The organism is Bacillus multifaciens, assembly GCF_030756675.1.
Classification (GTDB): domain Bacteria; phylum Bacillota; class Bacilli; order Bacillales; family Bacillaceae_G; genus Bacillus_A; species Bacillus_A multifaciens.
The window spans coordinates 19633-41704 of the sequence record NZ_JAVBXD010000030.1; the positions used below are offsets into that span (position 1 = coordinate 19633).

A 22072-nucleotide genomic window follows, 5' to 3' on the forward strand; every position below is an offset into this window, starting at 1 on the left:
GCTGCATTCAAAGAGGTGATACTTATTGCGGGCAAAGAAGACTCCTGACTTTATTCTTATTATTGTAACATTGTTACTTTTAACAGTAGGAATGGTGATGGTGTACAGTGCTAGTGCTGTATGGGCTTCGTATAAAATGGGAGATTCATTCTTTTTTGCAAAGCGTCAATTGTTATTTGCTGGGCTTGGTGTCGTTGCTATGTTTTTCATCATGAGAATTGATTATTGGGTATGGCGTACATATTCCAAATTAATTTTACTTATCTGTTTTGTTCTCCTTATTCTAGTTTTGATTCCTGGCATTGGACTAGTACGCGGCGGAGCGCGCAGTTGGATTGGGATAGGGGCATTTTCTATTCAGCCTTCTGAGTTTATGAAGTTTGCGATGATTATTTTTTTAGCGAAATTTTTATCGGAAAAACAAAAAATGATCACATCTTTTAAACAGGGATTACTTCCTTCACTTAGTTTTGTATTTGTAGCATTTGGTATGATTATGTTGCAACCAGATTTGGGAACAGGAACTGTAATGGTTGGAACTTGTATCGTTATGATTTTTGTTTCGGGAGCACGGATTTTTCATTTTGCTATGTTAGGACTTATAGGAGTTGCAGGGTTTGTAGGGCTGATTGCATCGGCACCGTATCGAATAAAACGGATTACATCTTATCTAGATCCATGGGCAGATCCGCTTGGAAGTGGATTTCAAATTATTCAATCGCTACTTGCAATCGGACCGGGAGGATTATTTGGCCTTGGTCTTGGTCAAAGTAGACAAAAATTTCTTTACTTACCAGAGCCGCAAACAGACTTTATTTTTGCGATTCTGTCTGAAGAATTAGGTTTTATTGGTGGTTCGTTTGTGTTATTATTATTTAGTCTGTTGGTATGGCGCGGGATTCGTGTAGCGTTAGGGGCGCCAGACTTATACGGTACTTTTTTAGCAGTCGGGATTGTGGCGATGATTGCGATTCAAGTAATGATTAACATCGGCGTTGTAACTGGGTTAATGCCAGTTACAGGAATTACCTTACCATTTTTAAGCTATGGTGGGTCCAGCTTGACCCTTATGTTAATGGCGGTTGGAGTGTTACTAAATATAAGTCGTCATTCTCGCTACTAAACCCTGTTTTTATGACAGGGTTTTTCGTATGTAAAAATAGAAATTATGCGATTGACATATGGATAGCATACAGTGAAATTTACTATGAGTAAGGTTAGCACAACAAATTGTACTTTTATTGTCCGAAATTAGCGGGATAATAGAAAAAGGAAGCGGAGGAATAGGCAGTGCGAGTATTAGTCAGTGGTGGCGGAACGGGCGGGCACATTTATCCAGCTCTTGCGTTAATTCGAGAAATCAAAAAAATACATCCAGAAGCAAGGTTTTTATATATTGGTACAGAAAATGGTTTAGAAAGCAAAATTGTTCGCAAAGCTGGTATACCATTTCAATCTATAGTTATTAGTGGTTTTAAGCGGAAATTATCAATTGATAATGTGAAAACGGTGATGCGTTTTGTAAAAGGTGTACAGGATAGCAAACGATATATACGTCGTTTTAATCCAGATGTTGTAATTGGAACAGGTGGTTATGTATGTGGTCCAGTTGTATACGCAGCAGCTAAACTTGGTATTCCAACAATTGTACATGAACAAAATAGTGTACCTGGTGTAACAAATAAATTTTTGAGCCGTTACGTGAATAAAGTAGCGGTATGTTTTGAAGACGCAGCAGAACATTTCCCGCAAAATAAAGTTGTGATGACAGGAAATCCTCGTGCTTCAGAAGTGCTGAAGCAAAATGGTATGAGAGGAAAGCGCTCTGTAGGTTTATCTCTTTCCAAAAAATCAGTGCTAATTTTTGGTGGAAGTAGAGGCGCTAGACCAATTAATGACGCGTTTTTAGAAGCAATTGAACAATTTGGTAATAAAACTTATGAAGTATTGTATGTTACAGGTGAAGTGCATTATGATAAAGTGATGGAATTGGTGAAACAAAAAGGGAATCCACACAATGTTATCATTAAGCCGTTTATTGATAATATGCCTGAAGTACTTACAGGAGTGGATCTTGTTGTTTCACGTGCAGGTGCTACAACGCTAGCTGAGTTGACAGCTTTAGGAAAACCAAGTATCTTAATTCCAAGTCCATATGTAACAAACAATCACCAAGAGAAAAATGCCCTTTCTGTCGTTGAGAAAGGAGCAGCGAAGATGCTTCTTGAGAAAGAGTTAACAGGTGAAACACTTCTTGGCGATATTGATGAGATTTTATTGGATACACAGAAATTACAAAATATGAAACTAGCTGCAAAACAGTTAGGAATTCCAGATGCAGCAAACAAGTTATTTGAAGTAATGAAAAAACTTGTAGAAAATAACGTAAGGTGAATGCCCTGCATACTACTGTAGTATAGAGATTTAATATGGGGGAGAGCATCATGAAACAATTAGCAAACGAACTTATGGAAGCGCAAGTAGGAAAAGTATTAGAAAATGAACCATTAGCTCGTTATACAACGATGAAAATAGGTGGTCCAGCAGATATCTTAGTAATTCCAAGCAACGTGGAAGGTGTAGAAAAATCGTTAGAGCTTGTGAAAAAGCATGGAACAAAGTGGACTGCAATTGGTCGTGGATCTAATCTGCTTATCTCAGATAACGGAATTGAAGGTGTTGTCATTCGATTAGGAGAGGGTTTGGATCATTTAGAAGTGACTGGAACAAATGTCCGTGTAGGAGGAGGATATCCTCTTATCAAGCTTTCAACTTTACTAAGCCGTCAAGGACTCGCAGGATTAGAGTTTGCTAGTGGAATTCCGGGAAGTGTAGGCGGAGCCGTTTATATGAATGCAGGTGCTCATAAATCGGATATGTCTGAAATTTTGAAGAGAGCTCGTGTGTTGTTTGAAGATGGAAAGATTGAGTGGCTAACGAAAGAAGAACTAGACTTTTCTTATCGTACATCTGTTTTACAAAAGAAGTGCCCTGGTATAGTACTAGAAGTGGAATTGCAGTTGGAAGAAGGAAATCGTGACGAAATTATTGGTATTATGCAAAAAAATAAAGATTATCGTCGTGATACACAACCCTGGAATCATCCTTGTGCAGGAAGTATTTTTAGAAATCCGCTACCAAACTATGCAGGTAATCTAGTCGAAAAGGCTGGACTGCGCGGTTATCAAATTGGTGGTGCGAAAATTTCAGAAATGCATGGGAATTTTATTGTAAATACAGGTGCAGCATCAGCTCAAGATGTTCTTGATTTAATCGCTTTTGTAAAGAAGACAATAAAAGAACAGTTTGGGATAAATATGTATACCGAAGTAGAAATCATTGGAAGATAACAGTTGTCTGTCCCGCTTATTGTCATTTATGATATAATAAGAAGCAGAACGGCATGCATAACATGCCGTTCTTTATGTTACATAGGGGGAGCGTACATGAAGAATAGTAAAGTTATTAAGTTACAAGATCGTGTACCAAAGTTAAAAAATCAGAAGAAGAAAAAACAAGGAAATAATCGATTAATTTTATATGTATCGATTTTATTTTTATTGGTGCTTTTTTTAATTTATTTTCAATCTCCGCTTAGCAATATAAAGCAGATTACAGTTCATGGTAATCATTATATGACGGATGAACAAATAATGGAGCAGACAGGAATTACATATAAAACAGGTTATTTTCGTGTAGTCGGTCATCAAGCAGAAGAGAATTTAAAAAAGCAAAAGGAAATTAAAAATGTCCATGTGAAAAAACAATTTCCAAATAAAATTGTTATCGACGTTGAGGAATATGTGACAATTGGCTACATTAATAAAGATGGTAAATTATATCCCCTTTTGCAAAATGGAAAATCATTAGATGCTCTTCCAAATGGGAAGTTGCCAGTTGCTGCACCGATTTTTATTCCTTTTGACGAAAAGAAAATGAAAGAATTGATTGCTGAACTAGAAAAATTAACACCAGCTGTTCTTCGATCCATTTCAGAAATTCAATACAAACCAACAGATTTGTATGCAGATCATCTTACATTGTATATGAATGAGGGATACGAAGTAAGTGTGGTGATTCAAGACTTTGCAAAACGAATGGAAGCTTACCCTCTTATTATTAAGAATTTATCGCCAGATAAAAAAGCAATTATTCATCTAGAAGTAGGTGCTTATACTGAATATATCAATTAAATGATATAAAAGGTGGTAAAGTAGATACTTTGATTGTAAAATATGTTTTGTTAGGAAAAATAGGAATGTATTCTTGAAAATTATGTAATTTAGTCATATTTTTTCCTGTTTTCTTTTTTAATATAATCTTAGGTGCAAGTTTCACTTTTCTAGAAGTACATCTTAGTGTAGACTTATAATTGGCGGTAATCTTTGTATTTAGAGAAGATTATTTCAAAATATAACAGCGATTTGCATATTATTGTTATAAAAGTGAATGAATGCCAAATAAAAATAAGAAAAATATAGTGTTAAAAAAGGGAAACTCATAAATACGTTGAATATTTTTCTTATAACATAGTAAAGCAACGATTGTTGTTCCATATATTGATTTTTATGGTATAAATAAAGAAGGAGGTGCCAGAGAATGAACAGCAATGAAATATATGTTAGTCTTGACATCGGTACATCCAATGTTAAAGTCATAATTGGCGAGATGGTCAATGACGCTTTAAACATTATTGGTGTTGGAAATGTAAAGTCAAATGGTTTGAAAAAGGGCTCCATTGTTGACATAGATGAGACTGTACAATCGATTAAAAAGGCTATCGAACAAGCTGAACGCATGGTAGGAATACACATTGAACGAGTTGTTGTAGGTGTAAATGCAAATCAAGTACAGCTTCTTCCTTGTCATGGAGTAGTCGCTGTTTCAAATGAAGACCGTGAAATTGGAAACGAAGATGTGCTTCGGGTACTTGATGCAGCACAAGTTGTGTCAATTGCACCAGAGCGCGAATTTATTGATGTGGTACCTCGACAGTTTATCGTAGACGGTCTCGATGAAATTAATGATCCGCGCGGAATGATTGGCGTACGTTTAGAAATGGAAGGTACATTAGTTACAGGCTCGAGAACATTGTTACATAATTTACTTCGATGTGTAGAAAAAGCGGGCCTTGAAATAATTGATATTTGCCTTCAGCCATTAGCAGCATCAGCAGTTGCTTTATCGAACGATGAAAAAAATAGAGGGGTTGCTCTTGTTGACATCGGTGGAGGTTCGACGACATTATCAATTTTCCAAGATGGAGAATTACAAACAACAAGTATATTACCGATTGGCGGAGATCATATTACAAAAGATATTGCCATCGGTTTGAAAACATCAACTGAAAATGCCGAACAAATTAAGCTGAAATATGGACATGCTTTTTATGATACAGCATCTGAGGAAGAAGTGTTTACTGTTTCAATGATGGGTAGTGATCAAACAGAGCAATATTCTCAAGTAGAGTTAGCTGATGTCATTGAAGCTCGTGTAGAGGAAATTCTTATACTTGTACAAGATGAGGTACAAAAATTTGGCATTAAACAGTTACCAGCTGGTTATGTACTTACTGGTGGTGTTGTTTCTATGTCTGGTATTCTTGATCTTGCAAATGACATTCTACATCAAAATGTTCGTATTGCGACGCCAGATTATATTGGTGTACGTGAACCACAATATACAATTGGTGTTGGACTTATTAAAAATGCATACCAAAAAGCTAAGTTGCGAGGAAAGAGTATGCAGGAAAAGCAGGAAAACTTTGAATTACAGCATACACATGCACCAGTACCTGCTGCAGTGCAACAACCGGCAAAGCAAAAGCCTCGTAACAATAATAACAACAATAATAACAATAACGATAATAACAATGAACGAATGATGTCAAAAGTGAAGCGTGTATTCCGATATTTATGGGATTAGGTTTGAACGCGAAAAATGAGGTTCTAGGGGGATTTCGACATGTTAGAGTTTGATACTACACAAGATCAATTAGCAAATATAAAAGTTATTGGTGTTGGCGGCGGCGGAAACAATGCTGTCAATCGTATGATTGAAAATGGTGTACAGGGCGTGGACTTTATCGCCGTAAACACAGATGCACAAGCACTAAATTTATCAAAAGCTGAAACAAGAATGCAAATCGGTGGTAAATTAACGCGCGGACTTGGTGCTGGAGCAAATCCAGAAGTAGGAAAAAAAGCTGCTGAAGAAAGTAAAGAACAAATTCAAGAAGCACTTCGTGGTGCGGATATGGTCTTTGTCACAGCTGGTATGGGCGGTGGAACTGGGACAGGAGCAGCTCCAGTTATTGCACAAATTGCAAAAGAGCTAGGCGCATTAACAGTTGGAGTTGTAACTCGCCCATTTACATTTGAAGGTCGCAAGCGTGCAACGCAAGCTACATCTGGAATTGCTGCGTTTAAAGAAAATGTAGATACAATTATTGTTATCCCGAATGATCGTATTTTAGAAATTGTGGATAAAAATACACCAATGCTTGAAGCGTTCCGGGAAGCAGATAATGTATTACGTCAAGGTGTTCAAGGTATTTCTGACTTAATTGCAACGCCTGGTCTTATTAACTTAGACTTTGCAGACGTAAAAACAATCATGTCTAACAAAGGTTCTGCCTTAATGGGTATTGGTATCGGAACTGGTGAAAACCGTGCGACAGAAGCGGCAAAACGCGCGATTTCTAGTCCATTGTTAGAAACATCTATTGATGGTGCACAAGGTGTTATTATGAACATTACAGGTGGCACGAATTTAAGTTTATATGAAGTACAAGAAGCAGCAGATATTGTAGCTTCAGCTTCAGATCCGGAAGTAAATATGATTTTCGGTTCAGTAATTAATGAAGGTTTAAAAGATGAAATTGTTGTAACAGTGATTGCAACAGGTTTTGATGATAGCATCTCAATGCAACCACCTAAGCCACTTACTCGTCCTACAGCAACTTCTACTAAAAGTGTGCAGCAATCAGTACAACCGGTTAAACAACGTGAAGTAAAGCGTGAGGTTATGCGTGAAGAGCCAGTTGTGAATGATCGTCACGCAGATGTAGATGATATCGATATCCCAGCATTTTTACGTAATCGTCGCAGACGCTAAGGGAGCGATTATAAAGTGAAACTTTAAGCAGTGGGGACTCCCCACTGCTTATTCTTTAAACCAATCAAGCTCTTCCTGTTCATAGGTAGCGAGATGAATTTTCGTATATCATGGAATATAAAAAAGGCAACCAACTATGCATTATAGATGGTTGCCTTTTTTTATTCTTTTTATCCCGCTATTTTTGGTTAGTAAAATCCTTACTGATAGAAGTTTTGCTTTATATATAAAACCATTTTAAATTTTCGACATATAGCTTGCTGCGATGCAGAAAAAAGGAAGCTGCACTTGCTTGCTATCTCTGGTTTTCACTGCGCATGTGGCCGAAAAAGGCCCTGACCGCTTCTATGCACGGACAGATTCTCTCGCCCACCTAAAAAGAATGGTTTTATGTCGGTTTTTTAATTTGGATTTATATAGATATAAATTCCGTTACTTACTCAAAGAAAGCCCTTTTTTTAGATGACAAATTATTCCTCAAAGTTTCAAAATAACAAGAAATCCCTTCCGTAAATTGACACACTTTTCCATTGGATATGCATTATACTAGTCTCAACTTTATAAAAAAGAGGTGAACCGTTTGGTTGTTTACGCCGACATTATATGGTTATTAAATGTCTGCATTGATTTTCTTTTACTTTTATTAACAGCAATTGTTTTAAAACAGAAAGTGAAAAGGTGGAGACTAGTGCTTGGCGCATGTATCGGTTCAACAATTGTTGTTTTTGCATTCACGCCGTTAGCATCGTTGATGACACATCCTGTAATGAAATTAATATATTCATTTCTTATAGTTTATGCTGCATTTGGCTTTATTCGTTTTCGAACATTTCTACAGAGGGTTTTAACGTTTTATTTTGTAACGTTTATGGTAGGAGGTGGTCTCGTTGGAACACACTTTTTTCTTCAAACAAATGACATGATGAATGGACTAATTTCGACGAAATCTATTTCGTATGGTGATCCTGTAAGTTGGTTGTTTGTTATCATTGGGTTTCCTGTTATTTATTATTTTTCTAAAAAGAGAATTGAGGATGTAGAAGTGACAAAAATTCATTATGAGCAAATTGTGAAAGTAGATATCAAAATTGATATAAATGATATTCAACTAGATGGATTGATTGATAGTGGAAATCAATTACATGACCCGCTTACAAAAACACCAGTTATGATTATCCATGTTTCTTCTTTGGAACATGTGCTCCCGCAATGGCTAATAGAACAAGTTCAAATGAAAACGGCTATTCCTTATATACCAGATGAAGAATCACAATGGGCAACTCGTTTGCGTTTAATTCCATACCGAGCTGTAGGGATTAATCAACAATTTTTATGGGCGTTTAAACCTGACTATGTGCAAATTGATCATGAAGGTACGAAGTTGATTGTAAATAAAGTATTAATTGGTTTGAATGCCCAGCAGTTATCAGCGAATGGAGAGTATCAATGTATTCTACATCCAAAAATGTTATTGTCACAAAAAATAACAATTGCTTAATACAGAAACGGAGGGATTGGGTTGAAATTGAAATTTCGGTTAACGTATCTTTGGTATAAATTATTACTAAAACTTGGAATTAAGACCGATGAAATTTACTATATCGGTGGAAGTGAAGCATTGCCACCTCCATTAACAAAAGAAGAAGAAGAAATTTTGCTGCAAAAACTACCAAAAGGAGATGAAACAGCAAGGTCGCTTTTAATAGAACGCAATTTACGTCTTGTTGTATACATTGCTAGAAAGTTTGAAAATACAGGAATTAATATCGAGGATCTTATTAGTATTGGAACTATTGGTTTAATTAAAGCGGTTAATACATTTAATCCAGAAAAAAAAATCAAACTTGCAACGTATGCATCAAGGTGTATCGAGAATGAAATATTGATGCATTTGCGGAGAAATAATAAAAATCGTTCGGAAGTATCATTTGATGAGCCGCTTAATATTGATTGGGATGGAAATGAACTATTGTTATCAGATGTTTTAGGAACAGATGAAGATATTATTACAAAGGATTTGGAAGCAACTGTTGACCGTCATTTACTTATGAAAGCATTGCATCAATTAAATGATCGAGAGAAGCAAATTATGGAACTTCGTTTTGGTTTAGATGGTGGAGAAGAAAAAACACAAAAGGATGTTGCTGATATGCTTGGAATTTCTCAGTCCTATATATCACGTTTAGAAAAACGAATTATTAAAAGGCTTCGCAAAGAATTTAATAAAATGGTATGAGGTTAAGCGGTCGATTGTCTCGTTATAAATAATGTAAGTTTCATTTGATAAAGTGCAATAAATGAATATGTGCATAAAATTCCCTCCTAAGGAGATACTTTACACTGTACAGCAACTCCCGATAGGAGGGAACACTTTGACGAGAAACAAAGTAGAAATTTGCGGTGTTGATACATCTAAACTTCCAGTACTAAAAAACGAAGAAATGCGGCGGCTATTTCGAGAAATGCAAAGCGGTGATATAAGCGCAAGAGAGAAACTAGTAAACGGAAACTTACGTCTTGTACTGAGCGTCATCCAAAGATTTAACAACAGAGGGGAGTTTGTTGATGATTTATTTCAAGTTGGCTGCATTGGACTTATGAAATCCATTGATAATTTTGATTTAGGCCAAAATGTTAAATTTTCAACATATGCTGTACCAATGATTATCGGAGAGATTCGAAGATATTTACGTGATAATAATCCAATACGAGTATCGCGTTCCTTGCGAGATATTGCGTATAAAGCGTTGCAAGTACGTGAAAAACTTATTGCTGAAAATTCGAAGGAACCGACAGCAATGGATATTGCAAAAGTACTTGATGTGACGCATGAAGAAATTGTGTTTGCACTTGATGCAATTCAAGACCCCGTTTCATTATTTGAGCCGATATATAACGATGGTGGAGATCCAATTTTTGTTATGGATCAGTTAAGTGATGATAAACAAAGGGACGAGCAATGGGTCGAAGAGCTGGCATTAAAAGAAGGAATGAAGCGATTAAATGAACGAGAAAAGATGATTATTCGTAAACGTTTCTTTCAAGGGAAAACACAAATGGAAGTGGCCGAGGAAATTGGGATTTCTCAAGCACAAGTGTCACGCCTTGAAAAATCGGCAATTAAACAAATGAATAAAACAATTCAAGGGTAAGGTCTCATCATTTATGATGAGACCTTTTATATATATATAAATCCAAGTTAAAAAAACGACATAAAAACCCTTTTCTTTTTAGGTGGGCGAGAGCATCCGGCCATGCGTTGAAGCGGTCAGTTCCTTTTTCTTCCACATGCAAAGTTCAAACAAAGGGAGAAAGAGAGTGCAGAATCTATTTTTCTTCATAGTAATGTATATGTTGAAAGATCAAAATGAGTTTATACCGTATTGAAGAAAGATTTTGTTCATAGGAAGGATAGGGAGTTCATATGATAACTATAAAGAAAAATTTTTGTACGTAAAGAATATATGCTTAAAGCGTGAAGGTTTACTTTATCTCACTATTCACGGAAAGGTTGGTTCTACCACTTTAAGATTCAGAGAGAAGTGGAGAAGGTAGGTGTGTGATAACTGCTGGCGTGCTCTCGTTTAGTGAGAGACAGATGCTGGAAGATTTACTATATTTGCACACTAAAGTCGAATTTGTGACGGGATTAGGTAAGTATGAGATAAAGGAGAGGATGACAATGCTACGTATTTCAGAGTTTCAAATGAAAGATGTTGTCAATGTATCCGATGGAAAAAGACTTGGAAATATTGGAGATATCGACATTGATATGAGAACAGGGAAGATTCAGGCAGTTATAATTACAAAGCAAGGAAAAATGTTAGGGTTATTCGGAAAAGAAGAAGAATTTGTAATTCCTTGGAAACAAATTGTAAAAATAGGCGAAGATGTTATTTTAGTTCGAGCGGATCACGTTCCAACTGTTACAGAAACAATACAAACACCGACAACTTCTTAAAGAATATTACAAATTTCTCTTTTTTTTATGTTGTCATTATGGAAAAATAAAAGTATGGTAAAATAGACAGGAAGTACCATACTTTTTATGTTATTTTATTATAAGGAGCCTTTTTATGAGAGAACCATTTACATATAAGGACGGTATGTTACATTTACATATGTGGGAAGAACTTGGAAACATTATAGCTGGATTTACTACAAAAGAAGGTGGAGTGAGTACCGGCCCCTTTCATACAATGAATCTAGGGTTACACGTTCATGACAATGTAGAAGATGTTCATGAAAACCGGAGCCTTTTAGCAGAAAAGTTGCACGTTTCATTAGAAACTTGGATTTGTTCGGAACAAGTTCATGATCGTCATGTTGTAAAAGTAGGTAAGCAAGAGAAAGGAAAAGGTGTCTTTTCTTATGAAGATGGTATTCCTAATACGGATGGTATATATACGACGGATACAGATGTGTTGTTAACATCTTGTTATGCGGATTGTGTCCCACTCTACTTTTATGCACCATCTTATAGAATGATTGGACTTGCGCATGCTGGCTGGAAAGGAACTGTAAAAGGAATTGCAAATGAAATGATCGGCAAGTGGAATGCGGAAGGTATACCGCTTGATGATATACATGTTGCTATTGGTCCGTCTATTGGCGCGTGTTGTTATGTTGTAGATGATCGCGTATTATCTGCTGCTAAACAAGTGCTTCATGGTTCTGTTCCATATGAAATGATTTCTGAGGGACAATATGCAATAGATTTAAAGGAAATAAATCGTTTGCTATGTTTACAAGCTGGGATTAAAGAAGAAAATATTGCGATGTCATCTTTTTGTACAAGCTGTGAAACGCAATTATTCTTCTCACATCGCCGCGACCAAGGAAAGACAGGAAGAATGCTTAGTTTTATTGGTTTTAAGGAGGCTGGAAAGCGGTGACAGTACAAGGGAATTTAGAATGTGTCGGGCAAGAAGTTGAAAGAGCATGTCAGCGAGTGAATCGATCCTTAGACGAAATTACACTTGTTGCTGTTACAAAAACAGTAGGTATTGAAAAGACAAATGAAGTGTTACAAGCTGGGCTTGTACATCTTGGTGAAAATCGCAATGAAGGTTTTTTGCAGAAGTATGAGTATTTTGGAAGCAAAGCGACATGGCACTTTATCGGATCATTGCAAACTAGAAAAGTAAAAGAGATCATAAATGAAGTTGATTATTTACATTCACTTGATCGTCTTTCACTTGCAAAAGAAATTCAAAAACGAAGAGCGAAACCAATTCGCTGCTTTGTTCAGGTAAAAACCTCAGCAGAAGAGTCTAAACAGGGGCTAGACATAGATGAGACAATTGACTTTATTTACAACTTACAACAATTTGATAAAATTGAAGTTGTCGGATTGATGACAATGGCACCTTACACAGACGATGAAATGCAAATTCGCAGTTGTTTTCAAATGTTGCGTAAACTGCAAAAGCAAGTACAAGATTTAAACTTATCGAATGCTCCGTGTCTGGAGTTATCAATGGGGATGTCAAATGATTATACAATTGCAATTGAAGAGGGCGCTTCATTTATTCGTTTGGGAACGATTTTAGTGGGAAAAGAATAGAAGGAAGGAGAATTTTATTATGAGTTGGTCAAAAGTAAAGTACTTCTTTTTTGACACACCAGAAGAGCGAGAAGCACAATATGCTTACGAAAAGGAGCAAACTGAAATGAAAAAACAGCAGGACCCAGAGCAGGATATTCCTCTTGCAAAGGTACCACCGAAACAAAATGTAGTAAGCATTGAAACAGCGAAACAACCTTCGAAAGTTGTTTTATTAGAGCCGCGTACGTACTCAGAGGCACAAGGGATTGCCGATCATTTGAAAGGTCGCCGTGCAGTTGTGATTAATTTACAACGCATGTCTACAGATCAAGCGCTGCGTATCGTTGATTTTCTAAGTGGAACTGTATATGCAATCAGCGGGGATATTCAAAAGCTAGGTCCAAAAACATTTATATGTACGCCGGATAATGTAGATATTGTTGGAGCAATTTCTGAATTGTTTGGTGAAGAAGAAGATACAAATACAAAAAGGTGGTAGTGCGCTATGACAATAATTTTTCAAATATTGTACTATCTGTTTCAATTTTATTCATATGCGCTTATTATTTATATTCTTTTATCTTGGGTTCCGGGAGCAAGAGAGTCAACATTTGGTGATTTCCTTGCCCGTATTTGTGAGCCGTATTTAGAACCATTCCGGAGATTTATTCCACCACTTGGTGTAATTGATATATCTCCAATCGTGGCAATCCTTGTACTAAATTTAGCGAGTTCAGGATTAGTGCGTGTATTTGAATTTTTTTTGAGGTAAGAGAATATAGATGAGCATTTATGAACATTTTAGACCTGAAGAAATGGTTTTTGTTGATAAAGTATTAGAATGGAAGCACGCAGCAGAAGAATATCATCAAATAAAACTTACCGATTTTCTTGACCCGCGGGAACAACAAATTGTTTCGATGATTGTTGGACATCAAGGAGATACTGCGTTTCAGTTATATGGTGCTGCTTCCAGTGCAGAAAGAAAACGGGCGTTAATTTATCCTAATTACCTTATGCCGAATACAGAAGAATTTCAAATAGAAATATTAGAAATTGACTATCCTTCTAAATTTTATTCACTGGAGCATCGTCAAATATTAGGAGCATTTATGTCACTTGGTTTAAAGCGAGAGAAATGCGGAGATATTTGGCTCCAAAACGATCGTGCCCAAATTGTAGTTGCAAAAGAAGTTGTATCGTATATAGGAATGAATTTACAATCAATTGGAAAAACAAAAGTATCTTTATCGCCTGTGTCTACTGATCATGCATTACATATAGAAGATCAGTGGAATGAAAAGTCGGGGACAGTATCATCACTGCGAGTAGATGTATTACTAGCAGAAATGTTTCATGTATCTCGTCAAAAGGTTCAACCGTTCATTAAAAATGGTCTTGTGAAAGTGAATTGGAAAGTCGTTGAGCAATCTGCTTACGAATGCTTTCCGGGAGACGTATTTTCTGTGAGAGGTTTTGGCAGAAGTAAATTACTCACTGTTGAAGGAAAAACAAAGCGCGATAAATGGAGAATTTTGTATGGAATCTTAAAATGATTTCTTTTTTTAGAAGGAAAGTCTCCCATTTTGTCGAAGAAAAGATATAATTAAAAAAGGAAATTTTAGATAACCTACTTGGAGGTGGCGTTTGTGCCGTTAACACCGTTAGATATTCATAATAAAGAATTTAGTCGTGGTTTTCGTGGCTATGATGAGGATCAAGTAAATGAATTTCTTGATCAAGTCATCAAAGATTATGAATTAGTAATTCGTGAGAAGAAGGCGTTAGAAGAAAAAGTCGCACAACTAGAAGGGAAATTAGAACATTTCTCTAATATTGAAGATACATTGAATAAATCTATCGTTGTAGCGCAAGAAGCAGCAGAAGAAGTTAAACGTAATGCACAAAAAGAGGCGAAATTAATTGTTCGTGAAGCAGAGAAAAATGCGGACCGTATTATTAATGAAGCGCTAGTAAAATCAAGAAAAGTGGCATTTGATATTGAAGAATTGAAAAAGCAGGCAAAAGTGTTCCGTACACGTTTCCGTATGCTATTAGAAGCGCAGCTTGAAATGTTAAACAATGATGATTGGGACAAGCTAATTGAGTTAGAAGAAGAGGTAGATGAGCTTCTTAAGAAAGAAGAAACAGTGTAAACTTGACGTTTTTCGCTTTATTACATATAATTCTATACAACATAATTTTTTAGAAAAACGAAGATAGGGATAAGTACTTTTTTCATACCTTATATAGCGAACTGAGGACGGTGTAAGCTCAGGATAAGGAGAGAATGGGAATATCACCCTGGAGTTCCTCGCTGAACAACAAAGTAAGTAGAGGCGTGTATTCGCGTTAAGAATATAAAGAGGATTACTATATGTAGTAGTCTACTAGGGTGGTACCGCGGGAGACCTTCTCGTCCCTTTTTGGGGATGAGAAGGTCTCTTTTTTATTCCATTTTATCTAGAAAAAATGTCATTCTTTTATATAATCAAGGAGGAATTTGAGCATGGAGTATAAAGATACATTATTAATGCCAAAAACTGAATTTCCGATGCGTGGAAATTTACCGAAACGTGAGCCTGTCATGCAAGAGACATGGGCAGAAATGAACATTTATGAAAAAGTACAAGAACGTACAAAAGGACGCACGCTATTTGTGCTGCATGATGGACCGCCATATGCGAACGGTGATATTCATATGGGACATGCGTTAAATAAAGTATTAAAAGACTTTATTGTTCGTTATAAATCAATGATGGGATACTGTGCACCATATGTACCAGGTTGGGATACACACGGATTACCAATTGAGCAAGCTTTAACAAATAAAGGTGTTAAGCGTAAAGAAATGACAGTTGCTGAATTCCGTAAACTTTGTGAAGAATATGCATACGAGCAAGTAAATCGTCAGCGCGAGCAATTTAAACGTTTAGGTGTACGCGGTGATTGGGATCATCCATACATTACATTAGAGCCAGCATATGAAGCACAGCAAATTAAAGTATTTGGTGAAATGGCGAAAAAAGGTTATATCTATAAAGGACAAAAACCTGTTTACTGGTCTCCAACGAGTGAGTCTGCGTTAGCTGAAGCGGAAATTGAGTATAAAGATAAAAAATCTGCATCTATTTATGTGGCGTTCCCTGTAAAAGATGGAAAGAATGTTTTAGAAGGCGACGAAAAATTCATTATTTGGACAACGACACCTTGGACGTTGCCAGCTAACTTAGGTATTTCTGTTCATCCAGAACTTGAATACAGCATTGTGAAAGTGGCGGATGCGAAATATATCATTGCTTCTGAGTTATTTGAAACAGTTGCGAAAACATTAGAGTGGGAAAATGCTGAAGTTGTGAAAACAGTAAAAGGTAGCGAAATGGAATATACAACGGCCAAACACCCATTCTATGACCGTGATTCTCTAGTTATGCTTGGTGAGCATGTTACAACAGATGCTGGTACAGGGTGTGTACATACAGCACCTGGACATGGGGAAGATGACTTCCTAGTTGGAAAGCAATACGGTTTAGAAGTTCTTTGTCCAGTTGATGATAAAGGGGTATTAACAAGCGAAGCTCCTGGATTTGAAGGATTATTCTATGATAAAGCAAATAAACCAATTACAGAAAAATTAGAAGAGGTTGGTGCGTTATTAAAATTAACATTTATTACGCATTCTTATCCGCATGACTGGAGAACGAAACAACCAATTATTTTCCGCGCAACGGCACAGTGGTTTGCATCTATTGAAGCGTTCCGCAAAGAGTTATTACAAGCTGTGGAGGAAACAAAATGGGTACCAGCTTGGGGGGAAACTCGTCTTCATAACATGGTTCGTGACCGTGGTGACTGGTGTATTTCTCGTCAACGTGCATGGGGTGTTCCGATTCCTGTATTCTATGCAGAAAATGGTGATCCAATTATTACAGATGAGACAATTAATCATGTGGCAGCGTTATTCCGTGAACATGGTTCGAACGTATGGTTTGAACGTGAAGCGAAAGATTTACTACCAGAAGGCTTTACACACCCATCTAGTCCAAATGGTGAATTCCGTAAAGAAACAGACATTATGGATGTATGGTTTGATTCTGGTTCTTCTCATCAGGCTGTATTAGAAGAGCGTGATGATTTGCAACGTCCAGCTGATTTATATTTAGAAGGATCTGACCAATATCGAGGTTGGTTTAACTCTTCATTATCAACAGCAGTTGCGGTAACAGGTAAAGCGCCGTATAAAGGTGTCTTAAGTCACGGCTTCGTACTTGATGGTGAAGGTCGTAAGATGAGTAAGTCTATTGGAAACATTGTTGTACCGAAGAAAATTATGGACCAATTAGGCGGCGATATTTTACGTTTATGGGTATCTTCAGTTGATTATCAATCTGATGTACGTATTTCTGATGATATTTTAAAACAAGTAGCAGAAGTATATCGTAAAATTCGTAATACATTCCGTTTCTTATTAGGGAACTTAGCTGATTTTGATCCAAGTAAAGATGTGGTATCTGCTGCGAAGCTTCGTGAAGTAGACCGCTACATGTTAGTGAAATTAAATGACTTAATTGCAAAAGTGAAAGATGCTTATGAAACATATGAATTTGCTGCTGTATATCATGCGATTCATAACTTCTGTACAATTGATTTAAGTTCATTCTATTTAGATTTTGCAAAAGATATTTTATATATCGAATCAGAAAATAATCAGGACCGTCGTGCAATTCAAACGGTACTATATGATGTACTTGTTGCATTAACAAAACTTGTAACGCCAATTTTACCGCATACAGCAGATGAAGTATGGCCATATATCCCTGGAGTAGTAGAAGAGAGCGTCCAATTAACTGATATGCCAGAATCTGTAGAAGTAGAAGATGCTGAAGAGTTAAAAGGAAAATGGGATGCATTTATGACACTTCGCGATGATGTATTAAAAGCGTTAGAAGATGCGCGTAATGCAAAAGTGATTGGTAAATCATTAAACGCAAGTATCACACTTTATCCAACAGCAGAAATGAAAGAATTGTTACAATCCATTACAGAAGATGTGAAACAATTATTTATCGTTTCTGAGTACAATCTTGGTGGAATGATGGAAGAAGCACCAGCTGATGCACCGAAATATGAACATACAGCTGTTGTTGTAGCGCAAGCAACTGGTGAAACGTGCGAACGTTGCTGGGTTGTCTCTGAGACAGTAGGAAGTAATGCAGATCATCCAACATTATGTAAGCGTTGCGGAGAAGTTGTAACAGAACATTATGTAAAATAATGAAATAAAAGAATCGACTGCATACAAGGCAGTCGATTTTTTTTTCTTCCTTGGAAGGAAAAATGTGTGTGCGGTAATCGTGTGCGTTTCGGATAAACTAACGATACATTCCAGCCGGGAGGGACGCACTTGTGACTGACACATACATGGAGATTCAAGCAGAACTACAATTAATGCAGCGAGAATTACAGGAGAGATTAGCAAAAGAAGAGTTGTATGCGTATAATGTAGAATTTGGTCAAGAATTGTTAGGTATCGTTAAAACAGATGTGAAAAATAAATTATTATTGCATGATATGAGAGAAGATTTAAAAGATGTAGAGCGAGCACTTTGGAAAATGGAAATTGGGATGTATGGAATTTGTGAAGAAACCGGACAAAGAATGACACTTAGACAATTAAAGGGAATGCCAATAGCACGTACAGTCCATGAATGTTTCTATGGAAAAGTAAAAACACCTTAAAGATAACAATATTATATTACCTAATTCATTTTATTTTATGCTCTCATGCGATGCTTCATTGTGAAAACATAGCAGCTATGCTAAAATTTTGAGGTACACTGTCATTGTGGGGGAAACGAAAATGATATATTATTTAATAGCATTATTTGTGATTGCCATTGATCAAGTATCAAAATGGATTATCGTGAAGGAAATGGAGTTAGGTGAGAGCATTCCAATTATTGATAATGTGCTGTATATAACGTCTCACCGCAATCGCGGAGCTGCATGGGGCATTTTAGAAAATAAAATGTGGTTCTTCTATGTTATTACAGTCATCTTTGTTGTTTTTATTCTGTTTTATATGAAGAAATACGCAAAGACAGACAAGCTTCTCGGCATTTCGCTTGGTCTTATTCTAGGCGGGGCAATTGGTAATTTTATTGATCGTGTCGTACGAAAAGAAGTTGTTGATTTTATTCATACGTATATTTTTTCATACAACTTCCCTGTATTTAACGTTGCAGATTCGGCATTATGTGTGGGTGTGGCATTAATTATTATTCAAACATTACTAGAAGGAAAGAAAGCAAAGGAGTAAATAATGAGCGAAGTAGTACAAGTAACAGTTACAGAAGAGAACAAAAGTGAACGGATTGATAAGTTTCTTGCAGGGGTGAACAATGAATGGTCTCGTTCACAAGTACAGCAATGGATTAAAGATGGTGTTGTAACGGTAAATGGAAAAGACATCAAAGGGAATTATAAAGTAAAAACAAATGATGAAATTACAGTTACGATTCCAGAGCCAGAATCATTAGATATCCTTCCAGAAGATATGAATTTAGAGATTCATTATGAGGATAGTGATGTACTTGTTGTAAACAAGCCACGCGGCATGGTTGTACATCCTGCACCAGGGCATACGAGTGGTACGTTAGTGAATGGCTTAATGTATCATTGTAAAGATTTATCAGGTATTAACGGTGTAATGCGTCCGGGGATTGTCCATCGCATAGATAAAGATACATCTGGATTATTGATGGTGGCAAAAAATGATATGGCACATGAGGCGCTTGTCAATCAGCTTGTAGAGAAAACGGTAACGAGACGTTATCAAGCAATTGTTCATGGTGTTATTCCTCATGATAAAGGAACGATTGATGCGCCAATTGGTCGTGATAAACAAGACCGTCAAAGTATGACCGTTGAAGAAAAAGGAAAACATGCTGTGACACACTTCCGTGTATTAGAACGTTTTAATAACTTCACTCATGTAGAGTGTCAACTAGAAACAGGCCGTACGCATCAAATTCGTGTACATATGAAATATATTGGATATCCACTTGCAGGTGATCCGAAATATGGACCAAAGAAAACATTTGATATAAATGGTCAAGCTTTACATGCAGGTATTTTAGGTTTCATTCACCCACGTACAGGTGAATATTTAGAGTTTGAAGCACCAGTTCCACAAATTTTTGCCGATCTTTTAAATGATTTACGAAAATAATATTGACAATCGCTATAAAAACTGACATAATAACAGCAGTTGAATAAGTCCTTTAACGCAACCCCGTGAGGTTGAGAAGGTAACGGTTTGAAATATATAGGGTATTGTATACCCTTTTTCAGAAAACCCTCTCGCACACGACGAGAGGGTTTTTTTATACCATTCCTCTCACGCAAGAAATAAGCCTGGAGGTGAAGAACATGAAAGAAAAAGCAGTGGTACTAGATGATCAAATGATTCGCCGTGCTTTAACACGTATTAGTCATGAAATTGTAGAACGCAATAAAGGTGTTGAAAATTGTGTTCTAGTTGGAATTAAAACACGCGGTATTTTCATCGCACAGCGCTTAGTAGAACGAATTGCTCAAATTGAAGGAAAAGAAATGGCTGTTGGTGAGTTAGATATTACGTTATATCGTGATGACTTAACTTTACAATCTAAAAACAAAGAGCCACTTGTAAAAGGTTCAGACATTCCAGTTGATATTACAAATAAAAAAGTTATTCTTGTTGACGATGTATTGTATACAGGAAGAACAGTGCGAGCTGCAATGGATGCATTAATGGATATCGGTAGACCATCGCAAATTCAGTTAGCTGTTCTCGTAGATAGAGGTCACCGTGAACTGCCAATTCGCGCTGACTATGTAGGGAAAAACATTCCAACATCAAGCGAAGAACGTATTGAAGTAGACCTTCAAGAAACTGATAAACAAGATCGAGTAAGCATATACGAAAAATAAAGCCCTTTTAAATGTAGTCCTGTGAGACTGCCAAAGGGTCTTGGCTTTCATATGTCTAGTTTGACATACGTAAGTATAGGACTCTTTGTGCATAGACACAAAGAGTTTTTTTATTGCAAGTTTTTAACATTGGAGGAGGAGATAACAATGGAACAAAAGCCAGTGTTAGACATTCATGAAGTACCGAAACCAGGAAAATGGTTATTGTTAAGTATACAACATTTATTCGCAATGTTTGGGGCAACGGTGCTTGTGCCATTCTTAACAGGATTAAGTCCAGCAGTTGCTTTAATTTCAAGTGGATTAGGAACGCTAGCATTCCTAATTGTGACGAAAGGGCAAGTACCTGCTTATCTCGGATCATCGTTTGCATTCATTGCACCGATTATTACAGCAAAAGCAGCAGGTGGTCCAGGAGCAGCTATGCTTGGCGGAATGATGGCAGGGCTAGTTTACATGTTAGTTGCACTAGGAATTAAAAAATCCGGATCAAACTGGATTATGAATCTCTTACCGCCAATTGTAGTGGGACCAGTTGTTATGGTAATTGGACTGGGGCTTGCACATACTGCGGTAAATATGGCAATGAATAATGCGGACGGAAAATATAGCTTTACACACTTTTCAGTCGCACTCGTAACATTAGCAATTACAATTATCTGTTCGATTTTTGGAAGAGGATTCTTTAGCATCATACCAGTTTTAATTGGAATCATTGGTGGCTATATCTTTGCTTACACTCAAGGATTAGTTGATTTGAAACCAGTAATAGAAGCAAAATGGTTTCAAATGCCAGACTTCATAGTACCATTTGTCACATACACACCAGAATTTTCGTGGAAAATCGTCCTAGTCATGGTACCAGTTGCAGTTGTAACAATTTCAGAACATATCGGACATCAAATTGTACTTGGAAATGTAATAAATAGAGATTTAATTGAAAAACCAGGTTTGCACCGCTCTATTATGGGAGACGGCATTGCAACGTTTATCGCATCCACAATTGGAGGGCCACCAAATACAACATATGGTGAAAATATTGGAGTGCTTGCGATCACAAGAGCATACAGCGTGTACTTATTCGTCGGATCGGCAGTACTTGCAATTATCTTCGGGTTTATTGGGAAAATCTCAGCACTGATCCATTCGATTCCAACCGCAGTGATGGGCGGTGTATCGATCTTACTTTTCGGTGTTATCGCATCAAGCGGTTTACGCATGTTAGTAGATGAGGGAATAGATTTAGGAGATAAGCGCAACCTAATGATTGCATCTGTTATACTAGTCATTGGAATCGGCGGTGCAGTGCTTCATATTGGTGAGTCTTTTCAAGTAGAAGGCATGGCCCTTGCAGCATTAGTGGGAGTACTGTTGAATCTAGTTTTACCTGAAATGAAAACGAAAAAGCAATCAAAGCGAATTGCTTCATAAAGG

General features: G+C 36.8%; 22 protein-coding genes and 1 other annotated feature. All 22 genes read left to right on the forward strand.

The features are described 5' to 3' along the window. The first annotated feature begins 25 nt into the window (after positions 1 to 25). The 22 genes from spoVE to Q9306_RS17665 all read left to right on the forward strand — a co-directional run bounded on the left by spoVE (position 26) and on the right by Q9306_RS17665 (position 22069). A complete protein-coding gene (gene spoVE / locus Q9306_RS17555; RefSeq protein ID WP_306200793.1) occupies positions 26 to 1123 on the forward strand; it encodes a stage V sporulation protein E in 1098 nt (365 codons plus the stop codon). A 167-nt stretch (positions 1124 to 1290) separates the two neighbouring features. Next, positions 1291 to 2394, forward strand: a complete 1104-nt coding sequence (gene murG, locus Q9306_RS17560) for an undecaprenyldiphospho-muramoylpentapeptide beta-N-acetylglucosaminyltransferase (protein ID WP_306200795.1) — start codon at positions 1291 to 1293, stop codon at positions 2392 to 2394. 50 nt (positions 2395 to 2444) lie between these two features. Continuing rightward, entirely contained in the window at positions 2445 to 3350 is a 906-nt protein-coding gene (gene murB, locus Q9306_RS17565) for a UDP-N-acetylmuramate dehydrogenase (RefSeq protein ID WP_306200797.1), read from the forward strand. A gap of 96 nt (positions 3351 to 3446) precedes the next feature. Beyond that, a complete protein-coding gene (locus Q9306_RS17570) occupies positions 3447 to 4193 on the forward strand; it encodes a cell division protein FtsQ/DivIB (protein ID WP_306200799.1) in 747 nt (248 codons plus the stop codon). 406 nt (positions 4194 to 4599) lie between these two features. Then, positions 4600 to 5925 carry a cell division protein FtsA gene (gene ftsA / locus Q9306_RS17580; RefSeq protein WP_306200801.1) on the forward strand — a complete coding sequence of 442 codons (1326 nt, stop codon included), beginning with the start codon at positions 4600 to 4602 and terminating at the stop codon, positions 5923 to 5925. 39 nt (positions 5926 to 5964) lie between these two features. Beyond that, the gene (ftsZ, locus tag Q9306_RS17585; protein WP_306200803.1) at positions 5965 to 7116 is read left to right on the forward strand and encodes a cell division protein FtsZ; all 1152 of its coding nucleotides are present in this window, start codon (positions 5965 to 5967) and stop codon (positions 7114 to 7116) included. Between the two features lie 580 nt (positions 7117 to 7696). After that, positions 7697 to 8614, forward strand: coding sequence for a sigma-E processing peptidase SpoIIGA (gene spoIIGA / locus Q9306_RS17590; protein WP_306200804.1), 918 nt, complete (start codon positions 7697 to 7699; stop codon positions 8612 to 8614). Between the two features lie 21 nt (positions 8615 to 8635). Further along, positions 8636 to 9352, forward strand: a complete 717-nt coding sequence (gene sigE, locus Q9306_RS17595; protein ID WP_020059244.1) for an RNA polymerase sporulation sigma factor SigE — start codon at positions 8636 to 8638, stop codon at positions 9350 to 9352. 136 nt (positions 9353 to 9488) lie between these two features. Beyond that, complete coding sequence (gene sigG / locus Q9306_RS17600) at positions 9489 to 10268, forward strand: RNA polymerase sporulation sigma factor SigG (RefSeq protein ID WP_020059243.1); 780 nt, start codon at positions 9489 to 9491, stop codon at positions 10266 to 10268. 530 nt (positions 10269 to 10798) lie between these two features. Next, a complete protein-coding gene (locus Q9306_RS17605) occupies positions 10799 to 11077 on the forward strand; it encodes a YlmC/YmxH family sporulation protein (RefSeq protein ID WP_020059241.1) in 279 nt (92 codons plus the stop codon). A gap of 115 nt (positions 11078 to 11192) precedes the next feature. After that, on the forward strand, positions 11193 to 12011 hold the full coding sequence (gene pgeF / locus Q9306_RS17610; RefSeq protein WP_306200808.1) for a peptidoglycan editing factor PgeF: 819 nt from the start codon (positions 11193 to 11195) through the stop codon (positions 12009 to 12011). After that, a complete protein-coding gene (locus tag Q9306_RS17615) occupies positions 12008 to 12682 on the forward strand; it encodes a YggS family pyridoxal phosphate-dependent enzyme (protein WP_306200810.1) in 675 nt (224 codons plus the stop codon). Before pgeF ends, Q9306_RS17615 begins: the two co-directional genes overlap by 4 nt. A gap of 19 nt (positions 12683 to 12701) precedes the next feature. Continuing rightward, entirely contained in the window at positions 12702 to 13163 is a 462-nt protein-coding gene (locus Q9306_RS17620) for a cell division protein SepF (RefSeq protein WP_306200812.1), read from the forward strand. Positions 13164 to 13169: 6 nt separating this feature from the next. Next, on the forward strand, positions 13170 to 13436 hold the full coding sequence (locus Q9306_RS17625) for a YggT family protein (RefSeq protein ID WP_306200814.1): 267 nt from the start codon (positions 13170 to 13172) through the stop codon (positions 13434 to 13436). A 10-nt stretch (positions 13437 to 13446) separates the two neighbouring features. Next, positions 13447 to 14220 carry a YlmH family RNA-binding protein gene (locus Q9306_RS17630; protein WP_306200816.1) on the forward strand — a complete coding sequence of 258 codons (774 nt, stop codon included), beginning with the start codon at positions 13447 to 13449 and terminating at the stop codon, positions 14218 to 14220. A 93-nt stretch (positions 14221 to 14313) separates the two neighbouring features. After that, entirely contained in the window at positions 14314 to 14820 is a 507-nt protein-coding gene (gene divIVA, locus Q9306_RS17635; RefSeq protein ID WP_098916275.1) for a septum site-determining protein DivIVA, read from the forward strand. A 51-nt stretch (positions 14821 to 14871) separates the two neighbouring features. After that, positions 14872 to 15091: a binding site (T-box leader), on the forward strand. A gap of 82 nt (positions 15092 to 15173) precedes the next feature. Beyond that, on the forward strand, positions 15174 to 17939 hold the full coding sequence (gene ileS, locus Q9306_RS17640) for an isoleucine--tRNA ligase (protein ID WP_306200818.1): 2766 nt from the start codon (positions 15174 to 15176) through the stop codon (positions 17937 to 17939). Between the two features lie 131 nt (positions 17940 to 18070). Continuing rightward, complete coding sequence (locus Q9306_RS17645; RefSeq protein ID WP_306200820.1) at positions 18071 to 18403, forward strand: molecular chaperone DnaK; 333 nt, start codon at positions 18071 to 18073, stop codon at positions 18401 to 18403. A 121-nt stretch (positions 18404 to 18524) separates the two neighbouring features. Beyond that, positions 18525 to 18983, forward strand: coding sequence for a signal peptidase II (gene lspA / locus Q9306_RS17650; RefSeq protein WP_306200822.1), 459 nt, complete (start codon positions 18525 to 18527; stop codon positions 18981 to 18983). A gap of 3 nt (positions 18984 to 18986) precedes the next feature. After that, positions 18987 to 19895, forward strand: coding sequence for an RluA family pseudouridine synthase (locus Q9306_RS17655; protein ID WP_306200824.1), 909 nt, complete (start codon positions 18987 to 18989; stop codon positions 19893 to 19895). A gap of 200 nt (positions 19896 to 20095) precedes the next feature. Further along, positions 20096 to 20638, forward strand: coding sequence for a bifunctional pyrimidine operon transcriptional regulator/uracil phosphoribosyltransferase (gene pyrR / locus Q9306_RS17660; RefSeq protein ID WP_306200826.1), 543 nt, complete (start codon positions 20096 to 20098; stop codon positions 20636 to 20638). Between the two features lie 147 nt (positions 20639 to 20785). Next, a complete protein-coding gene (locus Q9306_RS17665) occupies positions 20786 to 22069 on the forward strand; it encodes a solute carrier family 23 protein (RefSeq protein WP_306200828.1) in 1284 nt (427 codons plus the stop codon). Positions 22070 to 22072 lie beyond the last annotated feature (3 nt).

Bases quoted from the DNA above. Each gene is read 5' to 3' on its own strand.
- murB (WP_306200797.1), top strand. From the start codon at position 2,445: ATGAAACAATTAGCAAACGAACTTATGGAAGCGCAAGTAGGAAAAGTA.
- Q9306_RS17570 (WP_306200799.1), top strand. From the start codon at position 3,447: ATGAAGAATAGTAAAGTTATTAAGTTACAAGATCGTGTACCAAAGTTA.
- ftsA (WP_306200801.1), top strand. From the start codon at position 4,600: ATGAACAGCAATGAAATATATGTTAGTCTTGACATCGGTACATCCAAT.
- ftsZ (WP_306200803.1), top strand. From the start codon at position 5,965: ATGTTAGAGTTTGATACTACACAAGATCAATTAGCAAATATAAAAGTT.
- Q9306_RS17605 (WP_020059241.1), top strand. From the start codon at position 10,799: ATGCTACGTATTTCAGAGTTTCAAATGAAAGATGTTGTCAATGTATCC.
- pgeF (WP_306200808.1), top strand. From the start codon at position 11,193: ATGAGAGAACCATTTACATATAAGGACGGTATGTTACATTTACATATG.
- Q9306_RS17620 (WP_306200812.1), top strand. From the start codon at position 12,702: ATGAGTTGGTCAAAAGTAAAGTACTTCTTTTTTGACACACCAGAAGAG.
- Q9306_RS17625 (WP_306200814.1), top strand. From the start codon at position 13,170: ATGACAATAATTTTTCAAATATTGTACTATCTGTTTCAATTTTATTCA.
- Q9306_RS17630 (WP_306200816.1), top strand. From the start codon at position 13,447: ATGAGCATTTATGAACATTTTAGACCTGAAGAAATGGTTTTTGTTGAT.
- ileS (WP_306200818.1), top strand. From the start codon at position 15,174: ATGGAGTATAAAGATACATTATTAATGCCAAAAACTGAATTTCCGATG.
- lspA (WP_306200822.1), top strand. From the start codon at position 18,525: ATGATATATTATTTAATAGCATTATTTGTGATTGCCATTGATCAAGTA.
- Q9306_RS17655 (WP_306200824.1), top strand. From the start codon at position 18,987: ATGAGCGAAGTAGTACAAGTAACAGTTACAGAAGAGAACAAAAGTGAA.
- pyrR (WP_306200826.1), top strand. From the start codon at position 20,096: ATGAAAGAAAAAGCAGTGGTACTAGATGATCAAATGATTCGCCGTGCT.
- Q9306_RS17665 (WP_306200828.1), top strand. From the start codon at position 20,786: ATGGAACAAAAGCCAGTGTTAGACATTCATGAAGTACCGAAACCAGGA.